Source organism: Flavobacterium wongokense (assembly GCF_021608265.1).
GTDB classification, from domain to species: Bacteria; Bacteroidota; Bacteroidia; order Flavobacteriales; family Flavobacteriaceae; genus Flavobacterium; species Flavobacterium wongokense.
The window spans coordinates 598,389-623,128 of sequence record NZ_JAKIHP010000002.1 but is presented as its reverse complement, the minus strand read 5'-3'; the positions used below and the strand labels follow the sequence as shown (position 1 = coordinate 623,128).

The 24,740-nt window shown below is 39.0% G+C and carries 23 protein-coding genes; 10 read left to right on the top strand and 13 right to left on the bottom strand.

The genetic code is table 11. The features are described 5' to 3' along the window. Positions 1-100: 100 nt before the first annotated feature. Complete coding sequence (locus L1S31_RS08950; protein WP_236464386.1) at positions 101-3,334, bottom strand: reprolysin-like metallopeptidase; 3,234 nt, start codon at positions 3,332-3,334, stop codon at positions 101-103. A gap of 113 nt (positions 3,335-3,447) precedes the next feature. Here L1S31_RS08950 and L1S31_RS08945 point away from each other — a divergent pair, with 113 nt between their 5' ends. Continuing rightward, a complete protein-coding gene (locus tag L1S31_RS08945) occupies positions 3,448-5,082 on the top strand; it encodes an ABC-F family ATP-binding cassette domain-containing protein (protein ID WP_236464385.1) in 1,635 nt (544 codons plus the stop codon). A 63-nt stretch (positions 5,083-5,145) separates the two neighbouring features. On the opposite strand, the gene L1S31_RS14900 is transcribed toward L1S31_RS08945, so the two are convergent. From L1S31_RS14900 to L1S31_RS08920, 5 genes are all read right to left on the bottom strand, one after another. Then, positions 5,146-5,514: a TonB-dependent receptor plug domain-containing protein gene (locus L1S31_RS14900; protein ID WP_370637872.1), complete on the bottom strand. Its 369-nt coding sequence runs from the start codon at positions 5,512-5,514 to the stop codon at positions 5,146-5,148. A gap of 5 nt (positions 5,515-5,519) precedes the next feature. Continuing rightward, positions 5,520-7,457, bottom strand: a complete 1,938-nt coding sequence (locus tag L1S31_RS08935; protein ID WP_236464384.1) for a vWA domain-containing protein — start codon at positions 7,455-7,457, stop codon at positions 5,520-5,522. A gap of 28 nt (positions 7,458-7,485) precedes the next feature. After that, positions 7,486-8,382: a hypothetical protein gene (locus tag L1S31_RS08930; RefSeq protein WP_236464383.1), complete on the bottom strand. Its 897-nt coding sequence runs from the start codon at positions 8,380-8,382 to the stop codon at positions 7,486-7,488. 2 nt (positions 8,383-8,384) lie between these two features. Beyond that, positions 8,385-8,885 (bottom strand): RNA polymerase sigma factor, encoded by a 501-nt coding sequence (locus L1S31_RS08925; RefSeq protein WP_236464441.1) that lies wholly within the window; start codon positions 8,883-8,885, stop codon positions 8,385-8,387. 128 nt (positions 8,886-9,013) lie between these two features. After that, a complete protein-coding gene (locus L1S31_RS08920; RefSeq protein ID WP_236464382.1) occupies positions 9,014-9,850 on the bottom strand; it encodes a DUF6929 family protein in 837 nt (278 codons plus the stop codon). Between the two features lie 118 nt (positions 9,851-9,968). Between L1S31_RS08920 and L1S31_RS08915 the strand changes: the two genes are divergently transcribed. Genes L1S31_RS08915 through L1S31_RS08905 form a run of 3 tightly spaced genes read left to right on the top strand, consistent with a single transcriptional unit; the run spans position 9,969 to position 12,497 of the window. After that, positions 9,969-10,844: a PPK2 family polyphosphate kinase gene (locus tag L1S31_RS08915; protein ID WP_236464381.1), complete on the top strand. Its 876-nt coding sequence runs from the start codon at positions 9,969-9,971 to the stop codon at positions 10,842-10,844. 33 nt (positions 10,845-10,877) lie between these two features. Continuing rightward, positions 10,878-12,254, top strand: coding sequence for an MATE family efflux transporter (locus L1S31_RS08910; protein WP_236464380.1), 1,377 nt, complete (start codon positions 10,878-10,880; stop codon positions 12,252-12,254). Positions 12,255-12,269: 15 nt separating this feature from the next. Then, a complete protein-coding gene (locus L1S31_RS08905) occupies positions 12,270-12,497 on the top strand; it encodes a DUF8828 family protein (RefSeq protein WP_236464379.1) in 228 nt (75 codons plus the stop codon). A 3-nt stretch (positions 12,498-12,500) separates the two neighbouring features. On the opposite strand, the gene L1S31_RS08900 is transcribed toward L1S31_RS08905, so the two are convergent. The 4 genes from L1S31_RS08900 to L1S31_RS08885 all read right to left on the bottom strand — a co-directional run bounded on the left by L1S31_RS08900 (position 12,501) and on the right by L1S31_RS08885 (position 15,149). Beyond that, on the bottom strand, positions 12,501-13,151 hold the full coding sequence (locus tag L1S31_RS08900) for a response regulator transcription factor (protein ID WP_236464378.1): 651 nt from the start codon (positions 13,149-13,151) through the stop codon (positions 12,501-12,503). Between the two features lie 48 nt (positions 13,152-13,199). Continuing rightward, positions 13,200-13,979 (bottom strand): sensor histidine kinase, encoded by a 780-nt coding sequence (locus L1S31_RS08895; protein WP_236464377.1) that lies wholly within the window; start codon positions 13,977-13,979, stop codon positions 13,200-13,202. After that, complete coding sequence (locus tag L1S31_RS08890) at positions 13,955-14,602, bottom strand: hypothetical protein (RefSeq protein WP_236464376.1); 648 nt, start codon at positions 14,600-14,602, stop codon at positions 13,955-13,957. Before L1S31_RS08890 ends, L1S31_RS08895 begins: the two co-directional genes overlap by 25 nt. Before the next feature lie 64 nt (positions 14,603-14,666). After that, positions 14,667-15,149, bottom strand: a complete 483-nt coding sequence (locus L1S31_RS08885) for a hypothetical protein (protein ID WP_236464375.1) — start codon at positions 15,147-15,149, stop codon at positions 14,667-14,669. A 562-nt stretch (positions 15,150-15,711) separates the two neighbouring features. Between L1S31_RS08885 and L1S31_RS08880 the strand changes: the two genes are divergently transcribed. After that, positions 15,712-15,939 carry a hypothetical protein gene (locus L1S31_RS08880; RefSeq protein WP_236464374.1) on the top strand — a complete coding sequence of 76 codons (228 nt, stop codon included), beginning with the start codon at positions 15,712-15,714 and terminating at the stop codon, positions 15,937-15,939. Between the two features lies 1 nt (position 15,940). Here the strand turns inward: L1S31_RS08880 and meaB are convergent, their stop codons facing one another. Beyond that, positions 15,941-17,026 carry a methylmalonyl Co-A mutase-associated GTPase MeaB gene (gene meaB / locus L1S31_RS08875; RefSeq protein ID WP_236464373.1) on the bottom strand — a complete coding sequence of 362 codons (1,086 nt, stop codon included), beginning with the start codon at positions 17,024-17,026 and terminating at the stop codon, positions 15,941-15,943. A 132-nt stretch (positions 17,027-17,158) separates the two neighbouring features. Between meaB and L1S31_RS08870 the strand changes: the two genes are divergently transcribed. The 5 genes from L1S31_RS08870 (at position 17,159) to L1S31_RS08850 (ending at position 22,187) form a co-directional block, all read left to right on the top strand. Continuing rightward, a complete protein-coding gene (locus L1S31_RS08870) occupies positions 17,159-18,070 on the top strand; it encodes an AEC family transporter (protein ID WP_236464372.1) in 912 nt (303 codons plus the stop codon). After that, the gene (locus tag L1S31_RS08865) at positions 18,071-19,273 is read left to right on the top strand and encodes an MFS transporter (protein ID WP_236464371.1); all 1,203 of its coding nucleotides are present in this window, start codon (positions 18,071-18,073) and stop codon (positions 19,271-19,273) included. It begins immediately after the preceding gene. Between the two features lie 35 nt (positions 19,274-19,308). After that, positions 19,309-20,265: an SRPBCC family protein gene (locus L1S31_RS08860; RefSeq protein ID WP_236464370.1), complete on the top strand. Its 957-nt coding sequence runs from the start codon at positions 19,309-19,311 to the stop codon at positions 20,263-20,265. Further along, positions 20,231-21,631: an FAD-binding oxidoreductase gene (locus L1S31_RS08855; protein WP_236464369.1), complete on the top strand. Its 1,401-nt coding sequence runs from the start codon at positions 20,231-20,233 to the stop codon at positions 21,629-21,631. The genes L1S31_RS08860 and L1S31_RS08855 overlap by 35 nt, the downstream gene beginning before the upstream one ends. A gap of 79 nt (positions 21,632-21,710) precedes the next feature. Continuing rightward, complete coding sequence (locus tag L1S31_RS08850) at positions 21,711-22,187, top strand: porin family protein (RefSeq protein ID WP_236464368.1); 477 nt, start codon at positions 21,711-21,713, stop codon at positions 22,185-22,187. A gap of 250 nt (positions 22,188-22,437) precedes the next feature. Here the strand turns inward: L1S31_RS08850 and L1S31_RS08845 are convergent, their stop codons facing one another. Both L1S31_RS08845 and L1S31_RS08840 read right to left on the bottom strand, forming a co-directional pair. Next, on the bottom strand, positions 22,438-23,019 hold the full coding sequence (locus tag L1S31_RS08845; protein ID WP_236464367.1) for an outer membrane beta-barrel protein: 582 nt from the start codon (positions 23,017-23,019) through the stop codon (positions 22,438-22,440). Between the two features lie 22 nt (positions 23,020-23,041). Beyond that, the gene (locus tag L1S31_RS08840; protein ID WP_236464366.1) at positions 23,042-24,664 is read right to left on the bottom strand and encodes an aryl-sulfate sulfotransferase; all 1,623 of its coding nucleotides are present in this window, start codon (positions 24,662-24,664) and stop codon (positions 23,042-23,044) included. Positions 24,665-24,740 lie beyond the last annotated feature (76 nt).

The window sequence follows — 24,740 nt, the reverse complement described above, 5'->3', positions numbered from 1 at the left end:
TCTTGAAAAGGTTATGAACCAATTACAACGTTATTGTTATTAAATAGTTTTAAAATGATAAAAGGCTGCCTTGGGCAGCCTTTTACTAAGTTTGTTGAGGTTATTTCTTTATGAATTTTTTGACGGTTTTTGTTCCGTTACCGGATAATTCGACAAGATAGATTCCGTCCTGAGCCTGAAGCTGGATGTTGTCTATCCAATTCCCGCCATTTAAAATTGGTTGCCGTTGGTAAATTTTGCGTCCACACATATCGTAAATCTTCAATTCGTATTGCCCGAACAGATTATTTGCCTGCACGGAGAATGTTCCGTTGTTTGGATTTGGATAGATAGTAAAATCTGCATTAGAAAAACTTGGTACAGAAAGGGCAGGAGTGATTCGGCAAAGATTCAAACTCCATGAATTGATAAAACCACCATCCTGATTAGCCTGATCTTCAACCTCTAATTGCCAATTGCCTAAGCTGGATTCACCAATTAGGGTGCTTAGTGGTGTAGTAGGTTTGACTGTTCCTGAAATTACAGGTGTTCCTCCACAGGTTAAAGTAATGCCGCTATCACTGAACGTTGCGGAAGCATCATCTGCATCGCCACATTGGTCGGCAAAAAGCGTGATGATAGTTCCTGTAGGACTGATTAATCTAACAATCAAATCAGTCATCCACGTATGGGAAATGTTTAATGAAACTGTGGCGCTCTGAATATTGAAATCGTCAGCAATTGTTAAACCGGACTGTACTGTGGCAGGAGCACCATCAGATATAGCAACGGGAACATCCGTTGAATTAAAATCGGAACAAGTAAGCTGCCCTGTTGTAAATTGGGACACGTTACTGAAATCGCCACTACACGCCGCATTTTCAGCGCGCACTCTCCAATAATACAAAGTTGCTTCGCTCAATCCGGAAAAAATATAGGAATTGGTTGAAGCCAGGCCAGTATTGACAATATTGGTAAATCCCGAATCGGTTGCAATTTCGATAGTATATTGAGAAGCATTGCTGTCTGAAGACCAGTTGAAATTGGGTGAAAACCCAATTCCCGTCGCATTGTCTGCCGGAGAATTCAAAGCCAAAGATTGAAAAGAATTACTGAGTAAATTAAGATAAACGTTTGCCGTTTTAACAATAGCACCCGAAGTTGCGGTAATGGTCAGCGGATAAAAACCAACTGCTCCGTTCTGTGTATTGTTCAAAGCCAATGTTACAGTTCCGTTTGTACTGATTGAAGCTGGTGTAAATGACGTCGTAATTCCGGCTGGAATTCCGGATACAGAGAAACTGGTTGTTCCTGTAAACCCTGAAATGGTTGTGTAATTAAAAGTATAATTTGCATCAGTTCCCAAACAGGCACTTACTGTTTGTGTGCTATTGGTTTCCAGCAGGAATGTTGCTGCAGATGGTGATATGGTAAAATTTTGGTTCGATACATCATAAAAAATATTGTCATGAGCCCTTACCATAATCCGGTTTGTGCTTCCTGGTGAATTAGGAATAGTAATTATTTCGCTTCCATCATTAGGGACATTTGTAGCCAATGGAATTGAAAAATTCAGCCCACCATTGGTTGACAGAAGAATATCTACATTCGCGGCATTGATTCCGTTTGCTGTAGTTCCGGCAACATTCCAGGTGATGGTCTGATTTGAAGCCACGGTCCAATTGACAGCTGAGTTTGGCGCTGTAATTACAAATGGACCGGCAACATTGGACACCGTAACTTTCATAAAATCGGTAACAGATTCACCACCGTTGATATTATTGTCCCTTACGGTAAATGCAAAATTATAATCACGTCCTACATTGGAAATCACTTCCCAGGTTGGCGTAAGATTATTAGCCAAAACATCTGAAAGCTGTGGCAGATAACGAACAGGAACAGTTGTAATGGGCTGTGGCTTGAAATTCGGACCTTCAGTAGCTGTCGCTAAGGGTGGTTGTGTTGAAATCTGGCGGTCATATTGTTCCCACATATAGGTTAAGGCATCGTTGTCTGCATCGGTTGCAGTTCCTGTCAGGATAAAAGCAGTCCCTTTAGGTATTTTATAATCAATCCCGGCACTAATTATAGGTGGCGTATTCATATTTGAAGTTGTAGCAGCACAACTGCCTCCGGCTCCGTTTATGGTATTTCGGATTTGCGCTATGCTGCCCGCAAAAAACTGTGCATTTGAATTCCCCTGGATGTTAGGATCACATATTCCCGCATAAGCCATAATAGAGCTACCGCTTCCGGGTTCGTAGGACCAATTGCTGTCCCGATTTCCACCGCAGCTGTTGTTAAAAGTATGCGCTGCGCCAAATTGATGTCCCATTTCGTGCGCTACATAATCAATGTCGAAAGGGTCTCCCACTGGTGATCCCGTTCCGGTTGCGCCAAATGCCTTTCCGCCTTCAGAGCAGGGTTGTCCGCCACCGAGTCCACCACCGGATGTACCAACGCCGTGCCCGAAGTCATAGTTTTCCGTACCAATCACAGCATCGAGTGTTTCCTGGGTTTCGCCAATAAGCGCACCAACATCGTCGTTGGTCAAATTATCCGAATCTATAAAAATCACTTCATCCTCATTGGGAATCAATTGAAGGAAAACCGAAAGATCACGTTCAAACATCGAATTAACGCGGGTAATGGTGACTGCCACAGCTGCTAAAACCGCTGCTTTCTTTTGGGCCAAAGTACCCAATTCGAGCCCGGCTTCTGCTATATGGAATGCCGAATATTCAACAGTAGTTACAATTCCTGTACGATAGGTTCTGTAATTGCCGTTATCCTGTGGCTGAGCGTATATTTCGTTTATTTTCAATTCGGGTTTTACATCATTTGTATGACATTGGAATGTATGATTAGTAGTTAATCCTTCCTTTAAATAGCTTACATAATAGTTGCCTTGATTTGAATAAGGGTCGATGTATGAAGTCTTATTATCGGCAGCCAATGTCATGGTGTGGAGTCCAAATAAAGTTACACTGAAACGAATAATCGAGGAAGGGTTTTCAATTCCCTGTCCGACATAGGATTTGTTATCCGGAAACCGCGCTGCCAAATCTGGATGCATTACTGGCGCCTCATATATCTTGAAATGTCCCATATTTCCATTGCCATCAGGAAAAGGTAAAATAATAGTGGAGGCATGGCCCCGCATTGGTGCATTTTGAAGAGCCTGTTTAAGGGCATCAAGGTTAAGCCTGTAATAATGCTGTGTTTTAGGAATGGAAACCCTTTCTTTTTTTCCAGATAATCCAGCTTCTCTTTCGGAGACTTTTTGCCATAGTTCCTGAGCATTTAGATTCAGCATCGAAAGAAAGCAAAAAAGCATAAGTAGATTTTTTTTCATACTAAAATTTTTAGATACGACTAAGATAAGGATTTAAGTTGATTCTCATTATCAAATAAAACATTGCCCATTCTTGTTTCTGTATTATCTTTGCACCTTCAAAAAAACAGCTCATGATTACTGTCAATGACATAGCCGTAGAATTTGGCGGCACCACACTTTTTAGCGAAGTAACTTTCGCAATCAACGAAACCGATAAAATTGCCCTTATGGGTAAAAACGGCGCCGGAAAATCGACACTTTTAAAAATTGTTGCCGGAGAAAACAAGCCTACGCGCGGAAATATTTCTGCTCCGAAAGAAGCAGTCATTGCCTATCTGCCTCAGCATTTATTGGCTGCGGACAATTGCACCGTGATGGAAGAAACGTCAAAAGCCTTCGCTGAGGTTTTTAAAATGAGGGATGAAATTGATGAAATCAATGAACAGTTGACCATTCGTACCGATTATGAAAGTGATGAATACATGAAGTTGATTGAGCGTGTTTCGGAATTGAGTGAGAAGTATTATTCGATTGAAGAAGTCAATTACGAAGCCGAAGTGGAAAAGGTGTTAAAAGGTTTGGGATTTGTCCGTGAAGATTTTAACCGTCCAACTTCTGAATTTTCCGGTGGATGGAGAATGCGTATCGAATTGGCTAAAATCCTTTTGAAACAACCAGATTTGATTTTGCTTGATGAGCCAACAAACCATTTGGATATGGATAGTATCCAGTGGCTGGAGGATTTCCTTGTCAACCAGGCGAAAGCGGTAATGGTAATTTCCCACGACCGTGCGTTTGTTGACAATATTACCAATCGTACCATTGAGGTGACCATGGGTAGGATTTACGATTACAAAGCCAAATACTCCCATTACCTTGAATTGAGAAAGGATAGGAGAGTGCATCAACAGAAAGCCTATGATGAGCAACAGAAATTCATTGCCGACAATCAGGCTTTTATTGAGCGTTTCCGCGGGACTTTTTCAAAAACGGAACAAGTGCAATCGCGTGTACGGATGTTGGAAAAATTGGTTCCTGTTGAAATCGATGAGCTTGATACTTCAGCATTGAAATTAAAATTCCCACCGTCAGTTCGTTCAGGTCAATATCCTGTAATCGTACGCGATTTGGAGAAATCCTATGGAGATCATTTGATTTTTAAGGATGCTAATTTGGTTATTGAGCGTGGACAGAAAGTTGCTTTCGTCGGAAAAAACGGCGAAGGAAAGTCGACCATGATTAAAGCCATCATGAAGGAAATCGAAATCAATGGAGGAAATGTTGAGATTGGGCATAATTCACAGATTGGTTATTTTGCCCAAAACCAGGCTTCGTTATTGGATGAAAATGCAACGATTTTCGAAACAATAGATAATATTGCGGTTGGCGATGTCCGAACGCAAATCAAAAACATATTGGGTGCTTTTATGTTCCAGGGCGATGATATCCAAAAGAAGGTAAAGGTACTTTCTGGTGGAGAAAAAACGCGTCTGGCAATGATTAAATTATTGTTGGAACCGGTTAACTTATTAATCCTGGATGAGCCTTCCAACCATTTGGATATGAAGACTAAAGATATTATCAAGGAAGCTTTAAAAGACTTTGACGGAACCTTGATTTTGGTTTCCCACGACAGGGATTTCCTTGACGGATTGGCAGAAAAAGTTTTCGAATTTGGGAACAAACGCGTGAAAGAACACTTTGAAGATTTAAAAGGTTTCCTTGCCCATAAAAAGATGGACAGCTTAAAGGAAATCGAAAAGTAATAAAATCAGAAACCCTGTCTGTTGTGCACCAGACAGGGTTTCTTCCTTCAATCAACACCCAACTTAACTATGATTTTTCTTTTTCATTTTCCTGAGCTCTTTTTTAGAGAGTTTTTTGGTTTTGATAATTATTACTCCGTTAATTCCATTGCTGCCGTAAATTGCTGTTGCACCTGCATCTTTTAGGATGGTAAACGATTCTATTGTTTCAGGATTAAGATTTTTCATATCAGTGTAGCTGATAGGCTTCCCGTCCAAAATATATAAAGGCTCTTTAACTGAATTATCTCTGAAAATGATTCTATTTTCTGTTGAAGAATTAGCTGCAACTGAATCTTTTTTAAGCTGTTCGGGAACATTTTTTTTGAAGATAATGGTCTGAGCAAAACTTTGACCGGCAGCAAGGAGCAATGCTATGATAATGTATTTCATCTTGTTTAATTTACGGCTTCCATCAATCGGATAAACTCGGCTCTGTAGCCTTGGTCATCGTAGGCCAAACCTTCTTTTGCCAGTTTTTTGATGTCCGACATTGATTTGTTTGAAACAAATTTGGAATCCCTTAATTTCAAACCAAACCAAGCTACGGCTGAACTGAATTTCAAATCATTGGAACTGTCTGCAATTGCATTTGCGTTGTCTTCAATTACCCGCACCATTTCGATGCTGTTATCTCCATCAGGTTTTTTATAACGGAATTTTACCGTAGCCAGTTCGTCATTGAATTTGGTTGCTGTTGGTTTGGTTTCAGTATATTTCAAATTGGTTGGCTCGTTATAGAATTTGCTTTTTACACCCACAGGAATGATTTCATATAAGGCTGTTACGGTATGTCCGCTTCCTAATTCACCTGCATCAATCGCATCATTCTGGAAGTCCTCAGGATTCAGTTTGCGGTTTTCATAGCCAATCAATCTATAAGAAGCTACGTGAGCCGGATTGAATTCGATTTGGATTTTTACATCTTTGGCAATCGCAAACATAGAACCTTTGAATTCCTTACCCAAAAAGCGGTTTGCTTCCTGAATGTTGTCAATATAAGCATAGTTACCATTGCCTTTGTCGGCAAGGGTTTCCATTTTACTGTCTTTGTAATTCCCCATTCCATAACCCAGACAAGTCAAAAACACACCCGATTTTCTTTTATCTTCAATCAAAGTCTGCATGTCGCTGTCGGATGAAGCTCCAACGTTAAAATCACCATCGGTTGCAAGGATTACGCGGTTGTTTCCGCCTTTGATAAAGTTGTCGGTTGCAGTTTTGTATGCCAATTGGATTCCGGCGCCACCAGCAGTGCTTCCGCCAGATTGCAGCCTTTCCAATGCATCAATGATGGTTTGCTTTTGGCTTCCAGGAGTTGACGGCAATACTAAACCGGCTGCACCTGCATAAACTACAATTGAGATTTTGTCTTCGTCACGCAATTGGTTTACCAATACTTTCAAAGATTCTACTACCAGTGGCAATTTGTTTGGCTGGCCCATCGAACCCGAAACATCAATCAGGAAGACCAAATTGGAAGCAGGTAAATTTTCTGTTGGAAGGATTTTTCCCTGCAGGCCAATACGAACCAACTTTGTATCCTTATTCCATGGGCAGTCACTATATTCAGTATTGATGGAAAATGGGTGTTCGTCCTTTGGTTGTGGATATTGGTATTTGAAAAAATTCACCATTTCCTCAACACGCACAGCATCTTTAGGAACCTTTTGCCCCGCATTGATAAATCGGCGGATGTTGGTATACGAAGCATTGTCAACATCAATTGAAAAGGTGGAAAGCGGAGCTGTTTTTGGGCTTTCAAAAGCATTTTCTATCAGCATTCCATAATCTTCATCGTTCACATTATATAAACCAGATTTAATGGAATCAACGACATTTGGTTTTGTTTTGACATCATCAATCGTAAAATCCTGCCCTTGTATGGTAACGCCAACCATTTTGTCTTTTTTGCCAACCTTAATTCCGTTGACGTTTGCAAAATAGGCTCTGCTTTCAGTTTGTGTTACGGTACTGCACGCAACAGCTGATTTTCGTTTTGTAGTGCTTCGGTAACCCTCAACGACAACTTCTTCGAGTTTCATGCTATATTCTTTCATTTTGACGTTGATGACATTAGAATCGCCAACTTTTACCTCGGTAGTTTGAAATCCGATAAAATTGAAAACCAGGGTTTCTCCTTTACTGGCCTGGAGGGTGTATTTACCGTCAAGATTGGTTTGTGCATTTCGGGTAGTTCCTTTTACAACTACATTTACGCCAGGCAACGGTCCGGATTTTTCCGAAACTACTCCTGTAATGGTTTTTTGCTGGGCCACAGTTACGACACAAAAGAGCATAGCAATGGCTAATGAAATAAGTTTTACACTTTTCATGGCTTTAAAATTTAAAAGTTGGACAATGTTATTTTGCTTTCTTCGAAGCGTTTACGGGTTTTCCGTTCTTGGTGGTAATAATGACGACGCCTTTTTTACCTTTTTTACCATAAATCTCGATTGCTTTTTCATCCTGCAGTACTGAAATGCTTTCGATTTCCTGTTTGTTTAGCGGAGTATAAGGGCTTGTTGGATTAGGGCCAAATACTTCCTGTTCTGTATAGTCAACACCATTGATGATATAAAGAGGTTCTTTTAATACAATCAGCGAATCGCCGTCGGTAAATTCCAAATCCTTGATGTTTTTTGTAGATACCTTATCATCAATAATAACCAGCGGTTCTTCTTTTTTGGCATTCGAGATTTTGCTTCTTGCATTCATCATCATTTCCACCTGGCGTGTATCCTCTTTTTTGGATTCGGTTACGGCATCTTTCCATTTGAGGCTGTTTTGTGTTGCAGCCGGAGCTGTAAAATAAAGCTGTCCTGTTGGAATGCTGTCTGCATTGATACTATAACTTTCTTTTGGTGCTACGACCGATTCCATTGCTACCTGCGCTGCCGGTTTGATTTGTTTTAGCAAAATCTGCTCAGCATCTTTTTTGATAGCTGGATTCAAGGGTACTTCAGTGACTATTTCATTTGGTTTTGTTATTGGTTCTTTTATGGAATCGTTTTGGGTTACAGCTGTACTTGGTTTGATTGTTGTTGGATCTTTTTTGAAAAATTGGTATCCTAATGTTGCCACTAACAGAATCGAGGCCGCTATAGCAATTTTTTTCCAACGCCAGACTGCTTTTTTATCTTCCTTATGATCGAGTTTTCCTTCAATGCGCTGCCAGACTTTTTCCATTCCGGGAAATTCTTTGGTCTCAGCGTTTTCAGCAGCCGATTTAATTTCGTTAAACAATTTATTCTCTTCCATGATTATTTTGCTTTTTGATAATACAACTGATTGACTAAGTCTTTCAGTTTGGTTTTAGCAACATTCAATTGTGATTTTGAGGTACCTTCTGAAATGTTGAGCATCACGGCTATTTCCTTATGCCCATAACCTTCAATTACAAACAGGTTGAAAATTGTTTTGCAGCCTTCCGGTATGTGTTCCAACAGTTTCAATAAATCTTCTTCTTCTAATGGCGTTTCAGCTACACTTTCGGGTTGTATCTTTAAAGTCACATCTTCGAGGTACAAATTGAAATTCACATTCCTTTTTAGCTGAAGCAGGCAATTGTTAACGGTAATCTTTCGGGCCCAGGCTTCAAATGCACCATATTCCTTCAGCTGATCAATTTTAGTAAAAATGATATAAAATGCATCAGCCAATACTTCCTCAATTTCCTCTTCTTTTTTCAAATACCGTTTGCACGTGCGATACAATTTAGGCGCCATATACTCATACAGCTGATGTTGGGCATCACGTTGCATTTTTTTACAGGCTGATATTAGTATTTCGTTTATCACAGTTGGTGTCTTTATAACTAAAGAGGCTTTATTCTATAAAAAGGTTGGGTGAGGAATGAAAAAAAATGCAATTTTTTTGCAAGGGCCTAATTTTACTGGGTTTTATCAATGACCAATTTGTAAATATTGGATTCCGAAATTTCAGAATCGGTGTCTTCACAAAGCAAAAACTCGATTTGCGCTGCCGAATTTTTATACAATGTCAAACCTTCAAATTTGTGTTTGTCGCTAATCTGCAAGGTTTTTTCGAGGGTCATGGTATTTAAATCAATTGTTCCGATGAGGCTTCCCAGCACTTCACCATCAAGATAAGTAGAAGTGGTATCTTCTGCGGAAGCCAGGAAATAAATTTTATCATCAACCAAAATAGCGTCGGTAAAAGTAGCCGGGACATTTTTTATTTTTGGTAAATCGAACGGAATAAAGCCATAATCCGGAATTTTCTTTTCCTCATTTGTTTCACTGTAAAAGATTCCGTTTTTGCCAGAAACCCCATTGCCGCGTTGAAAAAAGTAAACGAATCGGCCGGTAGTCACCATTCCTTCAATATTGAGATCATCATCGTTGATATGGTTTTGGATTTTGATCTGCGTATAAACCGATGACATGCTTTTAATGATGGGCTTTTTTAATTCCAGATGATATAATGCAATCGCATTCCTGTTTTCTGCAGAGCCTGAGCCTATGATGCTGATATGGCTTCCGTTGAACATGATCGATTCAAAATCGGGTTTTTCGTTTTTAGGAATATTTTCCTGCGCATTTTCCACTAATGGGATTTTGTTAAGTTTTTCATTGGGAATGTTGTATTCATACAGGTAAGTACTGTTGTCTGAAATGACATAAAGCAAATCGTCCTGATAGAATAATCCTGATGCTGAACCTAAGCCAATGATTTTAAAAAGGATGCTGAGTTGAAATTTTTCCATAGTTTGTTTAAAAAAGTTTATTGAAATTAGCCCCGATTGAAGCAAGCTACCATGTAGCGCGGAAAGCGGGAATTAGCTCCTAAAAATTATTATATTTACAAATATAAATACTTACGATATGAAAAGCATAAATCCCGATGATTTTAAGGTTGTAAAAAATATTTCGCTTTCGCAGACTCCAACAGAGTCAAGCTATGATACCGATGAAGATGAAAAAGAAGCGGAGTTATTGAAAATCCAGAAAAAATTGAGTAAGCGCCAGGATGCCATGTATGCGCACAACCGATATGGTGTGTTAATCTGCCTTCAGGGAATGGATACCTGCGGAAAGGACAGCCTGATTCGTGAGGTTTTCAAAGAGTTTAATATGCGTGGGGTAGTGGTGCATAGTTTTAAGACTCCGAATTCAACCGAACTTGAACATGATTATTTATGGCGTCATTATCTGGCGCTGCCTGAAAAGGGAAAATTTGCTGTTTTCAACAGGACGCATTACGAAAATGTCCTGGTTACGCGTGTGCATCCCGAATACATTATGGCAGAGAATATTCCCGGAATCGAAAAAGTAGAAGACATTACTCCGAAATTCTGGGAAAACCGCATGGAGCAGATCAACAATTTTGAAAGGCACATTACCCAAAACGGCACTGTGGTTTTGAAATTTTATTTCCACATGAGTAAGGAAGAACAGCGCAAACGATTACTGAAACGATTGGAAAACCCAGAAGACAACTGGAAGTTTTCGGCAGGCGATTTAAAAGAGCGCGAACGCTGGGATGATTATATGAAATATTACGAAGAAGCCATCAATAAAACGTCAAAGGATTATGCGCCGTGGTTTGTAATTCCGGCTGATGATAAGGAATTGGCCCGCGTCATTGTTGCCAAAATCATTTGGGAGGAAATGCAGAAACTTACGGATATCAGGGAACCCGAATTGGATCCAAAAATTAAGGCAAATATTGATTTGTATAAAGAACAATTGAAAGGATAAAACGATATATCTTTGCACCTGAAATTGCAAAAGATGAATTTATCCCAATACACAAAAGAATTTAAAAGCAACATGCAGCTGGCATATCCTGTAATCATAGGAATGTTGGGGCATACGCTTATTGGTATTGTCGATAATATCATGGTTGGGAAATTGGGCAGCACCGAATTGGCCGCTGTTTCTTTGGGCAACAGTATGATTTTTGTCGCAATGTCACTTGGTATTGGCTTTTCTACAGCCATTACGCCGATTGTTGCCGAAGCCGATGCGGAACAGGATACTTCCAAAATCCGTTCTGCGTTTCATCATGGTTTGTTTTTGTGCACAATTTTAGGAATTTCACTTTTTGGATTGGTAGTTCTTGCCAAGCCGTTTATGGAATTGCTGCATCAGCCCAAAGAAGTGATTACACTGGCAAAACCTTTTGTAGACTGGGTTGCCTTTTCATTGGTTCCGCTTATTATGTATCAGGGTTACAAACAGTTTGCCGACGGAATGTCGATGACCAAAGTGTCGATGTATGCGATTATCATGGCCAATGTACTTCACGTAATCATCAATTACTGCCTGATTTATGGCGTTTGGTTTTTTCCAAAAATGGGAATCCTTGGCGCCGGATTGGGAACCTGCATTTCCCGGATTGCAATGGTGGCGTTTATGCACATTATTTTGTCCCGGAAAGATAAATTAAAACAATATTTCCATGATTTTAGTTTTGATGAAATCAAGAAAGAAATGATTCGGAAAATTGTCAATCTCGGATTGCCTTCGGCGATGCAGATGCTTTTTGAAGTGGTGTTGTTCACTGCCGGAATCTGGCTTTGTGGGAACATTGGCAAAACGAGCCAGGCTGCCAACCAGATTGCATTGAGCCTTGCTTCAATGACCTTTATGTTTGCAATGGGCTTGAGCGTCGTTTCGATGATTCGGATCAGTAACCAAAAAGGGCTCAATGATTACAAACAGCTCGTTATCGTTGCTCGTTCGATCTTTTTGCTGGCAATACTGATTGAAATCCTGTTTGCTGTAATGTTTGTTTCACTGCATCAGATTTTGCCGTATTTGTTTTTGAATATGGAAAACCAATCCCAGCTTTTAGACAATCAGGAAGTAATTGCCATTGCGGCCAAACTGCTTTTGGTTGCAGCTGTTTTTCAGATTTCTGACGGAATACAGGTTGTGGTTTTGGGAGCTTTGCGCGGATTGCAGGACGTTAAGATTCCGATGTACATTACCTTTGTGGCGTATTGGGTTGTTGGTTTTCCAACATCCTATTATTTAGGGATTCATACCGAATTAAAAGCGGTTGGTGTCTGGATTGGATTATTGGCAGGATTAACAGCTGCTGCAGTTTTCCTGTTTATCCGATTCCACTTTTTAACTAAAAAATTGATAACTCAAAATTCATAACATAATTCAAAAGATATGGAATTACCAAAATTTTTACTGGCTGATAACTCTGATTTCCCTGAAGATATATTTGTCATTCACCTTGATTTTCCACGTTTCCTCATTAATCTAAAAGATGATGAAGTAGAATTCCTGGAAGATTTGGAAGGAGAAGACGAAACCGAATTGGAAAGTGAAATGGAACACCTGATCACTTTGGCGGGAGAATTTTACGACAGGGAAATGGAACGCTACGAAGAGTAGTTGCTATCCCAACCCGCTTTTAATGGCAAAAACAGCCAAACCTACGCGGGTTTTAATATTTAGTTTTTCACACAGGCTATTCCTATAGCTTTCAATGGTTCGTGGGCTGCAGAACATCTTTTCGGAGATTTCCTTGTAGCTCATTTCCGTTATGCACAATTTTAAAAACTCTTTTTCCCTTTCGGATAAATCGGAAGTCATGGCAGAAGTGTGATTATTGGGCACATTTCCCATCATATTGGAAAATACAATATTTGAAGCCCACTCAGGATAATAGAAGCCGTTGTTGATTATTGTTTTTAGGGCCGTTTCCAATTCAGAAGGCGCAACGTTTTTGAGCAGATAACCACGAGCTCCATTTTTAATCATTTTGATAAGGCTTTGCTCATTGTCCTGCATGCTTAACGCCAGTACCAAAACATCGGGATGATTTTCGCGCAGCCACTTTGCTGTTTCAAAGCCATCCATAATAGGCATGCTGATATCTAATAAGACAACGGTAGGAATATTTTTTTTGGAAGTAAATTTATCCTGAAGCTCCTTGCCATTCTCGCATTCGTAAAGAACTTCGAAGTCGTTAAAATTTGCCATAATGCTACGCAAAGCTTTGGCAATTAAAATATGGTCGTCAACGATGACAATGGAATGCTTCATTTTGATTAATTATGGTGAAGCTAATATACTCATTATTTTAACATTTCATCAAACGGACAAAGGTAATTTGATGGTGAGATTTGTACCCGAACTACTACTTTCCAAAAGGAACTGACCACCAATGGTTTCGGTTCTTTTTTTCATGTTCTGAAGGCCAATCCCGAGAGAATTTGTCTGTTTTACATCAAATCCTTGACCATCATCCGAAAGTTCCAGAACAATAAATCCAGGATTATGGCTGAGGTTTATGGTTATGGTCTTGCATTGCGCATGCTTTAAACTATTTTGTATAAATTCCTGGGCTATCCTCAGGAACATGCTTTTGGAGTAATAAGTAACTTCTTCTGCCTGTATTTCGTTGTCATAGGTAAACGAACATTTCTTTAGCTTTTCTATTTTCTGGCACTCCGACTGTAAAAGTGATACCAGCGATTTGGAAGCTATGGCATCATCGGTGAGTGTTTTGGAAAGCTGCCTCAAATCGGCCAGGGAATCATTAATGATGGTATTGATATTGGCAATGCTTTCATTGTTTTCGGGTTTTTTGCTTTCAAAAAGCAGGTTTTGGATGTACAAACTTGCCAATGTGAGTTTTTGCCCGATGTTGTCGTGGATTTCCCTTCCAATTTCCTGCATGGTCTTTTCCTGTATTTCCAGCTGTATGGCCAAAAGCTCCTTTTGATGCACATCCTGTTGGTTTTGAATGGCAAAAAGATGCTCTCTTTTTTTTCGTTTGTATTGCCATACATAAGAGATGATTGCAACAATAAACAGTATGAATAAAAAGTTGAAGACGATTGTTATTAGTAAGTATTCGGTTTTCCCCATATAAATGCGATTGAAAATAATGTGTACATTAAAATATTTGTAATTAGAAAAAACAAATAATAATTATAAAAAATAGTTTTATCCTGTAAAAGCAAGCTATTGAAAGCATAAAACGGAAGCGTTCCGACATAAAAAAAACCAACTCCCGTATTGACATAAAACATCATGTTTTCTTTAAACCGTAAGATGTCATCAGATTTCATCTGCTTGTTATATTCTAATATAATCATGATGCTCATCAAAAATGCACCAACCATATAATTAAAAGAATTGACGGCTTTCTTTTCTTCAAAAAGGCAATACGGAATAAGCGAAAGCAGGAATATCCCAAAACTGATCCAAAATAATTTTTTACTGTTCAGGGATTTATAGGCATAGAGCCAAAACACTGTCAAAAATTCCAGGGGAATAATAAAAAAAGCATAATAATTGGAGAGGAAACTATCGTGAAAACGCAAAACAAATTTGCATAATAATTCAGAACAGGCTATAAACACAAGATAATAGATAAACCATTTCCAGTAGCTATCCTTAAATTTCTTAAACTTAATAATCCCTATAATAGCTGCTGCCACTTCAACGAGTAGCAGCAGGTATTTTAATAATATATAATATTCATTCATACTATTTTACCAGCATAATTTAGGATACTAATAATCAAATATAAGCTAGTAAATTTAATTAATGTTAAAACCACAATCCCGAAGGTGAACCCGGAGGATTCAAATCACCATGGTTTTCGGCCATGATGGCGCATCCTACGCCTGTTGGTTTGATACCCGTATATGTTTTTGTATCCAAAGGATTAAAATCCGAATCGACACCATTTATCATAGCCGTAGGAATCCCTATTAAAGTGTGTAATTTTGCGTATTGACTTGGTACTGGAGCTAAATCCTGGTTTTCTGTTTTGTCCCAATCATTGCTGTTAGGATAGGCAGAATAATAAAATCGGACACCAAGATCTTGTAAATTATATTCAGGATGTAAAGCCACTTCCTGCTCAATGGTATCGATAAATGCTTTTAAGGCAGTGAGGTCAAATCGCACTGATTGCGCATCAAAAGTCATCGGGTTAATAGTGTTGGTAACAATCGACAAATACTGTTTCGTTTTGTAATTGGTAACCATTTCTTGAACCAAGTCTATATTCATAGTTTGTGTTCCCATGTCATTTGTGTTTTTTAGTTAATTTTTAGGGTTTGGTTTTTCGGCAATCAAATAATGCAAAAGTGCATTATCCATAACAAATCACGTGATTTTTTTTAAAACAGCATAAGGTTTTTCTACTAATTTTTCACAGTAAAAAACACCAGTGAAAAATAGTAAAAACACGGTGTCAAATACCGTAAAAACCCTAAGTGTTTTGCCGTATTCTATTTGCATCTTTGATGTGTTAGATATCTAACTCTTCTAAACTAACAAGTAGCTTTCGGGAACATATGAGTTCTTTCAAACCAGGAAAGCGAGAGAGTTAACTAAATCCTGCCCTAAAAGTCATCGTGGTATTTGATTTAAGGGCAGGTTTTTAAACCCCAAACAATCAATAGAATATGAAATACTTAATTGAGCAATATATGTTGATTAAATCTGACAGGACGGCTGAGATTGTTGTTAAAACCCTTTTAGCATGCAGCGTCATTATTGTGGCTTGTGAATTATACATTTTACAAAAACTGTAAAGATTCAGAATAGGCTGCATGATGGATAGAATCAGGCAAAACAAAAAGCAATGAATTGGAATAACGTAGAACGCAAATGCAGGGCATTATATGAATATCAGTTCATTAATGGCAACGATTCCACTGAGCGAAAAGTGCTGATCAAACTTATAGCCGATGAGTTTCCCGATTATCCAAGGATGCGGATAGCTTTTGCGGTAGATCGATGCATTACTACCATTTCGGCACCAATGACCCCTACTACTTTTTTAACTTTTGTAAAAGGGTACCTTTACTAAGCTATTTAAAATATTTCTTAAGCAAAACCTGAGCAGCTGCAAAAGGGGAAATTGTATTGGCTGCCACAGCTTTCTTATTGGCTTCCAACAAATCGGTGATTTCAGGGTGGGTGTAAAAGTTATTTTTCAACTGTTCGTTGATGGTTTCAAGCATCCAATACTGATTTTGCTCCTGGCGTTTTTCCTCAAAATAATGATTCGCCTTTACCAATTCAAAATACTCTGAAATGGTATTCCAAACCTGGTCAATTCCGTCTTTGGTAATCGCACTGCAGGTCGCAACAGTCGGAATCCAGCCCGATTTTTTTGCCGGGAATAAATGCAGCGCACGGTTGAATTCGGTTTTGGTAAGCTTCGCTTTATTGACATTATCACCGTCAGCCTTATTAATCACAACAGCGTCGGCCATTTCCATGATGCCTCTCTTGATTCCCTGCAATTCGTCACCGGCACCGGAAATTTTAAGCAGTAAAAAAAAGTCAACCATGCTGTGAACGGCAGTTTCGCTTTGGCCAACACCAACTGTCTCTATGATAATTGTATCAAATCCGGCAGCTTCGCAAAGCATGATGGTTTCACGGGTTTTCCGGGCTACACCGCCCAAAGTTTCTCCCGAAGCCGATGGCCTGATATAGGCATTTTCATCCTTTACCAATTCTTCCATTCGTGTTTTATCTCCCAAAATGCTTCCATGTGAAATGGTACTGCTTGGGTCAACAGCCAAAACAGCTACCTTTTTCCCAAGTGAGGTTAGATGCTTTCCGAAAGCTTCAATAAAAGTCGATTTTCCAACTCCGGGAACACCTGTAATTCCAATACGAACCGATTTGTTGGCATAAGGCAGGCAGGCATTAATGATTTCATTGGCTTTCGCCAAATGGGAAACATTGGTACTTTCCACCAAAGTTATCGCACGGCTCAAAGCTACTTTGTCATGTTCTAAAATTCCCGAAATCAACTCCGATGCAGAAGGTTGGAGTTTCCTGCTCTTCACAATTTTCTGCAAAGAGGCGGCACTAAAACTTTCCGGTTGCGGAATGCCGTCTTTTTCATGAAGCGCTGATTTTTTATTTTGCTTTTCGTCCAAGGGAAAATCGTTTGGGTAAATTTAGTAAAATATTGTCTGACGATAATTCGAAACCATTCATTTTTTAAGAAACCTTTACTGTTCTTTTCCAATTTTTTGCCGTTCCTTTGCAAAATAAATGCACTACTTCGAATGGATAACATTCTACTGATTTTTATTTGCCTAATCATGGGTTTGGGAATGCAGCGACTAAAAGCCTTCCCTAAAAATGGTCACTTAGCACTCAACCAATTTGTCATCTTTGTAGCATTGCCTGCTTTGGCATTGTATTATATTCCTAAGATTTCCATTTCAAGCAATTTATTGTATCCATTGGCTGTTGCATGGATTGGCTTTGGCCTGTCTTTTTTGTTTTTTTACACTATTGGAAAACGCTTGGGCTGGCCGAACAGGCTTATAGGTTGTTTGATTATTACTGCCGGTTTGGGCAATACTTCCTTTCTTGGCTTTCCGATAATTGAAGCTCTGTATGGCGCTGAAGGTTTGAAAACAGCCATTATGGTAGATCAGCCGGGAACCTTTGTGGTAATGGCAACACTCGGATTAATTACTGCGACAATTTTTTCGAAAGGTGATGCCAATCCAAAACAGATTGCAGCTAAAATTTTATTGTTTCCACCTTTTGTCGCTTTTGTGGTTGCCTGCTTTATGAATGTTTTCAAAGTTGATTTTAGCGAACACCTGCAAAATGTTTTTCAAAAACTGGGCGGAACTGTAACTCCGGTTGCCTTGGTTTCAGTCGGATTGCAGTTAAAGGTGGATAAAGACAGCCAGCACTGGAAATTCCTAAGGCTTGGTTTGCTTTTCAAATTGATTATAACACCTGCAGTTTTCTTTTTGTTGTACCGAATTATTTTAGGCGGAAAAGGATTGACAGTTGATGCTTCCATCCTCGAATCGGCAATGGCACCAATGATTACCGGAGCAATCCTGGCTTCCAATTATGGTTTGAAACCAAAACTCAGCAGCATGATGGTTGGAATTGGAATTCCGTTATCATTTGCCACTTTGGCGTTTTGGTATTTTATCTTAAACAATTTTTAAATGGAAACCTCAGTCGATACTTCCGAAAAAAATGTTTTGCACAAAACAATATATCCGATACTGTTTTCGATAAGTTTTGCCCATTTATTGAACGATTTGATACAAGCGGTAATTCCATCGGTTTATCCAATCTTAAAAGAGAATTACCAGCTTTCATTTTCCCAAATCGGATTGATAACCTTTGCTTTTCAACTTTCGGCTTCACTCTTGCAACCTTTTGTGGGTTATTATACCGACAAATACCCAAAACCATTTTCGCAGGTTTACGGAATGTTGTTTTCTCTTATGGGAATTGTGACCTTATCTTTTGCGAATAATTTCTATTGGATATTGCTTTCAGTGGTTTTAATCGGAATAGGTTCCTCTATTTTTCATCCTGAATCCGCACGGATTTCGAATATGGCTTCGGGTGGAAAGCGTGGTTTGGCGCAGTCCATCTTTCAGGTTGGCGGTAATTTCGGGACAGCATTAGCACCATTATTGGTTGCTTTGATTGTGGTTCCCAATTCCCAAAGATATATTTTATGGTTTGTCATTGCGGCTACGATTGCACTTGGGATTATCACCAAAATTGCATTTTGGTACCGCGATCATTTGGTATTCAAAAAAAATAAACCGGCTGTATTCCTTGATTTCCATAATCTTTCCAAAAGCAAGGTAAAATGGGCGATTGGGATTTTGTTGATTGTCATTTTTTCAAAATTCTTTTATACAGCCTGCCTTTCGACCTATTATACTTTTTACATTATGGACAAGTTCCATCTTTCGATAAAACAGGCGCAACTCCACATGTTTATTTACTTGATTGCCTATGCGCTTGGGACAATTCTTGGTGGGCCTTTGGGAGACAAAATAGGGAGGAAGCATGTGATTTGGCTTTCGGTATTTGGAGCAACGCCATTTGCCTTAATGCTGCCTTATGTCAATTTGTTCTGGACGGATGTTTTAATGATCATCATCGGAATCATTATGTCTTCGGCTTTCCCGGCAATATTGGTATATGCCCAGGAATTAGTCCCTAAAAAACTCGGAATGATTTCGGGATTGTTTTATGGTTTTGCTTTCGGAATGGGAGCATTGGGTTCGGCCTTATTAGGAAAGTTGGCAGACTACACTTCGATACAATTTGTGTATCATGTTTGCTCATTTCTGCCTTTAATCGGAATTATTTGCTATTTCCTGCCAAATTTGAAGAAAAAATAAAGTTTTAGTTAATTTTAACTTCCTTTTCCCAAAATATGAAGTCAAAATTAACAATTGTGCTGTTTACGATTGCAATAGTTTTTGCACTAGGGTATGCATCTATTTACTTTTTTGGGGATTATGGCTGGACGGTTTTTATATTCCTTCCTTTTCTGGTTGGATTTTTACCTGCCTATTTTGCCAGCAACAAACTGGTGATGACAAAAAGGCAATGCTATTCCTTGAGCTTTACCACCTTGTTAGTTTCGGTACTTATTCTTTTGATAGGTGCCATTGACGGATTGATATGCGTTTCAATGGCTGTACCACTTTGGATTGTGATTGTATGGTTTGGAGCGTATATTGGTTATGTAATAAAGAATGGAAAATCACCATTAAGCAATTTCAACACGGTAATTATTTTGGCTTTTTATTCCTTAAGCTTTCTGAGTTTCGATTATATAAATGAACCCGACGAACTGATTCCTGTTTCAACTTCTATTGTGGTTAACGCACCGATAGGGCAAGTCTGGAAGAACATGATAAACTTTGATACGATTGCAGAATCCAAAGAATTTAAGCAAGGATTTCCTTATCCTATAAGTGCAACAACTAAGGGAAGTGGAGTTGGAGCAATACGGTATGCTACCTTTACAACAGGTACTTTTGTCCAACGGATAACCAAATGGCAGGAACCTTCTTTATTGCAGTTTTCATTTGAAACCAATCCACCGGGAATGAAGGAATGGAATCCGTATTGTATTATGCATCCGCCACATCTCGATGGTTATTTCAAATCGTATAAAGGGCAATTTAAATTGAAAAGAGTTGGAAATAATGTAACTTTGCTCGAAGGAACCAATTGGTATAAAGTTGATATTTACCCCCAATTTTATTGGCAGCCATGGGTAAATGCAGTTATACATAAAGTCCACAACCGAGTTTTAGAAAACATTAAAAAAGAAAGCGAAATACAAAATGCTCAGTCCCGAAATACTTCAAAAATTATCTAAAATAGTTGGTGATGCTTATGTTTTCACTGATGAAGAAACCCGAAATCATTATGGTCATGACGAAACCGAAGATTATGTTTTTCCGCCACACGTGGTTGTAAAACCGGCAAACCCTCAGGAAATTTCGGAAATATTAAAAGTTGCCAACGAATATAAAATCCCAACTACACCCATAGGAGCACGAACAGGTTTGAGCGGTGGTGCCCTGTCTATCTATGAAGGCATCGGATTATCTATGGAACGTTTGGACAAGATCATAGAAATAGACGAGCAAAACCTCCAGGTAACTGTTGAGCCTGCCGTCATCAATCAAATCCTGCGTGAAGCTGTTGCCGAAAAAGGCTTATTTTATCCTGTAGACCCAAGCAGTATGGGAAGCTGTTGGATTGGCGGTAACATTGCCGAAAATGCAGGTGGCGCAAGAGCCGTGAAATATGGTGTTACCAAAGATTATGTGCTCAATCTTGAAGTGGTTCTGCCTAATGGCGATATCATTTGGACTGGAGCGAATACGTTAAAAAATTCGACGGGTTATAACCTTACCCAATTGATGGTTGGAAGCGAAGGGACTTTGGGAGTCATTACCAAAGCAGTTTTGAAACTGCTTCCAAAGAATTCGCATAACCTTTTGATGCTGGTTCCTTTTTATAAGGCGAATGAAGCCTGCGAAGCGGTTTCGGCTATTTTCCGTGCCGGGATTGTTCCAAGTGCTTTGGAGTTTATGGAACGCGACGCCATTGACTGGACGTTAATGTTTGTTGAAGGGATCAGCGTAACAATCAAACCCGAGCATCAGGCACATCTGCTGATTGAAGTGGATGGAAATTACCCGGAAATTTTAATGCTCGAAGCGGAGAAAATCATGACTGTTGTCGAGCAGTTTGAAATTGATGAAATCTTGTTTGCCGATAGCGAAGAACAGAAAAATGCCTTGTGGAAAATGCGTCGCTCGGTAGCGGAAGCAGTAAAATCAAACTCAATTTATAAAGAAGAAGATACTGTTGTCCCAAGGTACATGCTGCCCGAGTTATTATCCGGAATCAAAAGGATAGGAGCAAAGCATGGATTTAAATCGGTTTGCTACGGGCATGCAGGCGATGGAAATCTGCATGTAAACATTATCAAAGGCGATATGACGGATGACAACTGGTTGACGCAGGTTCCCATCGGAATACGTGAGATTTTCGAACTCACGGTTTCGTTGAAAGGAACTTTGTCGGGCGAACATGGCATTGGCTTTGTACAAAAAAATTATATGGATGTTGCCTTTTCCAAAACGCATTTGGAACTGATGGAAAGCATCAAACGTGTTTTCGACCACAATAACATCTTGAATCCCGGAAAGATTTTCCCAGACGAACTTTAAAAATACGCTATATGCCGTATTGCCGCTTTTACCCTGTGCAGGTATTTTTACACCATTAATAATCTAAACAATAAAAATGATGAAAAAATTACTATTCATTGCGGTATTAGTTGCCGGTGCGTTCTCAGCAAATGCACAAAAAGAGACAAAATTTGGTATAAAGGCGGGAGTTGATTTTGCTTCAGCAAAAACTACTGTTTTGGGAACCACTGTTACTTCTTCTGAAACAGGTTTCTTCGTTGGAGGTTTCGTAACTCTTGGAATTTCTGAGAAGTTCGCGATTCAGCCTGAGGTATTGTATGTTGCTATTTCTGATGCAAATTCGTTCCAGGTACCAGTTTTGGCGAAATACACTTTTGCTGAAAAATTCAGCGCTTTGGTTGGGCCAAGCTTTAACTACTACTCAGATTTCGATGAGGACAAGTTCAAAGTGAACGTTGACTTAGGTGCTACGTATGACATTACAGAAAACATTGATGTTAATGCTAAGTATTCCTTAGGTTTTGGAGATGTAGCCGTTAGCGGTATTTTTGTTGGTGCCGGTTACAGATTCTAGGTTTAACTTTGCTCGGTTTGCATTGCAGGCTCGAGTTGGTTAGTTTTTAGTAAACGAAAAACCATCCGTTTTGGCGGATGGTTTTTTATTTTTAATCTCTTTTCGGATTATTTTTTTTCTCGCGTTTTTCAGCTTTTTTTTCCTTTGCCGTCTTTAGGGGTTCTTTCTTTACGGCTTTCTGAACGTCTTTTCCTTTTGCCATGATTTTTTTGTTTAGTTAGTAATAGAGTAGTAAAGATAAAAAAATATTTTATAATCTAAGTCCGAGCCCTACTTTGACCAAACTTGCATTAGTATTATAGGAAGTTTTAGGCACATCGGAATCTAATTCGGTTAAACTGATGTAATCATAATTAGCAAAAATATACAACTTGCTTATGATGTCATAAGAAAGCCCAAACGTAACATTCATACCGCTTTGTGACGTATTTTTATCATACACATCGTTGTCAAAATCCTGTTTTGCCCTTAAAAATGAATAGCCAATACCAGCATAAGGATGTATTTTTATAATTTTCTTCAGATTGATTTCGACATAAGCTCTTGGCTGAATCATATAAAGCGTTGTCTTAAAATTCATTTCTGGCAATTCAGCAAAAAAATAGCTGTCACTATATGTAAACATCGAACCATTTACCGAAACTCCAATATTGATTACCTGAAGATTTTTGATTCGGTATTTGATGCCCAAATCGGCAACACCCTTAAAGTGATCTCCTAAGAAATTATTATCAATAGGCAACGGATAAGCTGCTTCGATAGCAAATTTAGTAGTCTGCGCAAAGCTTAAGGCACTCAATAATAAAAAGGCATATAAGAATTTGAATTTCATTTTAAACTGATTAATGATTAAATTATTGAGATACGATAACTTTTATTTTCCGGATAAAATTTCCTTGTTGAACCTGCATAAAATAAACAGCCGGACTCAGTTCAATTGCAATGCGGTCACCAGAAAATGCATTTTTGCTGTAAACTTTCCTGCCATTGGTATCAAAAATGGAAATCAAATCTGCTTCAACTGCTTTATTGAATTGAATTGTATTATGTCTTATCGGATTTAAAACGAATAGATTTTGAACTTCAAAATCGGTATTTCCTAAAGCCGAGATGCATGCTGCTGAAAGCGAATTCGAACTTTCAATAATACCAATCGGATGCGTTAAATCGTGCCCCGAAAAACCGATATAATTCGCTGGATATTTTTCTGCTCTAAAAAAACCGTTGTCACCCAAAGGTGGTGTGCTGAATTGAGCATAAACTGTAGGATTTGAGTTTACAATTGGCCCGGTTGGATTGATATAAGACCATAAAAGCGTCCCCGATTTTGTGATTTCCGAAACCCTTCCCAATGAGGTTTCGCCAATCATCATATTGCCATTGGGTAAACTATGCGTACCACTTTGCTTATCTTCATTGACAGTTACGCCTAAAATGGAGCCACTCCACGACCAGTCATAAGTTGCGGGATTAAATCTGTTATTAAATTTTGTGTAAGCACCGCCTATAATTTCAGGCTGTATCATGACGATGGAAGTAAATGTTTGAGCACTTGCTGGAGCACCATTATTGAATACGGTAATTTTCCCTTCGTCCAGATAGCCGGTTTCTACCCATTTTGGGTCGTGTTGCAGAAACAGCTTTTTATCGGCTATAGTTCCCTGCCTATATACTTCAGGATTTCCCCATCGCCATAAAAAATCACCTCCATGACCAGAATTCCCGCCACTATGGCTTGCAGCCTGAGCTGTTGTAGTGCTATGGTCAATAATGTAAATTTCATTTAAATGCCTGCCAGAAATCAGGATTTGATCTAAAGCCGCATTATAATCGATTCCATTAGCATGGATGAACTCGGTCGTATTGCCATTATCATAATTAACATCCAACAATTCGGCATGCTGATCCACAACGCCATAATTAAGTTTGGTCGCATCAAAATCCTGTATCAGATGGTCTTTAAATTTCCATTCCCAAACAATGGTAGCACTATTGGTTCCAACAGGATGCAGTTCGACTATTTTCTCCAATTTTAAATTGGCTCCGGTAATTGCAGGATTCCTTCCTTGTGCCGTCATTTGGGCTTGCGTATATCTGTCAGCGGCAATGCAGATGATATTTCCATTGGGTAATGGCTCAATATCGTGATGCTGCATGATTCCGTTTGCGGTTGTGGCATATGTCCAAACCACATTGTTATTCCAATCCCTGATTTCCAAATTGTTTTGTCCGGCTCTGAGGAGATTGCCATTGGCAAGCAGGTAACAGGTTGCTCCGGGAATTTCTGTAAAAGTCCACTGGTGTACGTTTTCACCACAATTATCGATTAGGAAAACCTCATTATTTTTTAAAGGAGTAAATAGGGTATATCCATCAGTAGCATTGGTATCCTGATATAATAAACCAATCGTGGGTGGCTGTGCTTTGGTGAATTGCACTAGAAATATGAAGACGAAAAAGAGCGTAATTTTTTTCATAAGCCACTGATTTTCTGTCTAAGATATAAAAAATCCCCAATAGTTTAAGCCATTGGGGATTATATGTAATTGTAAT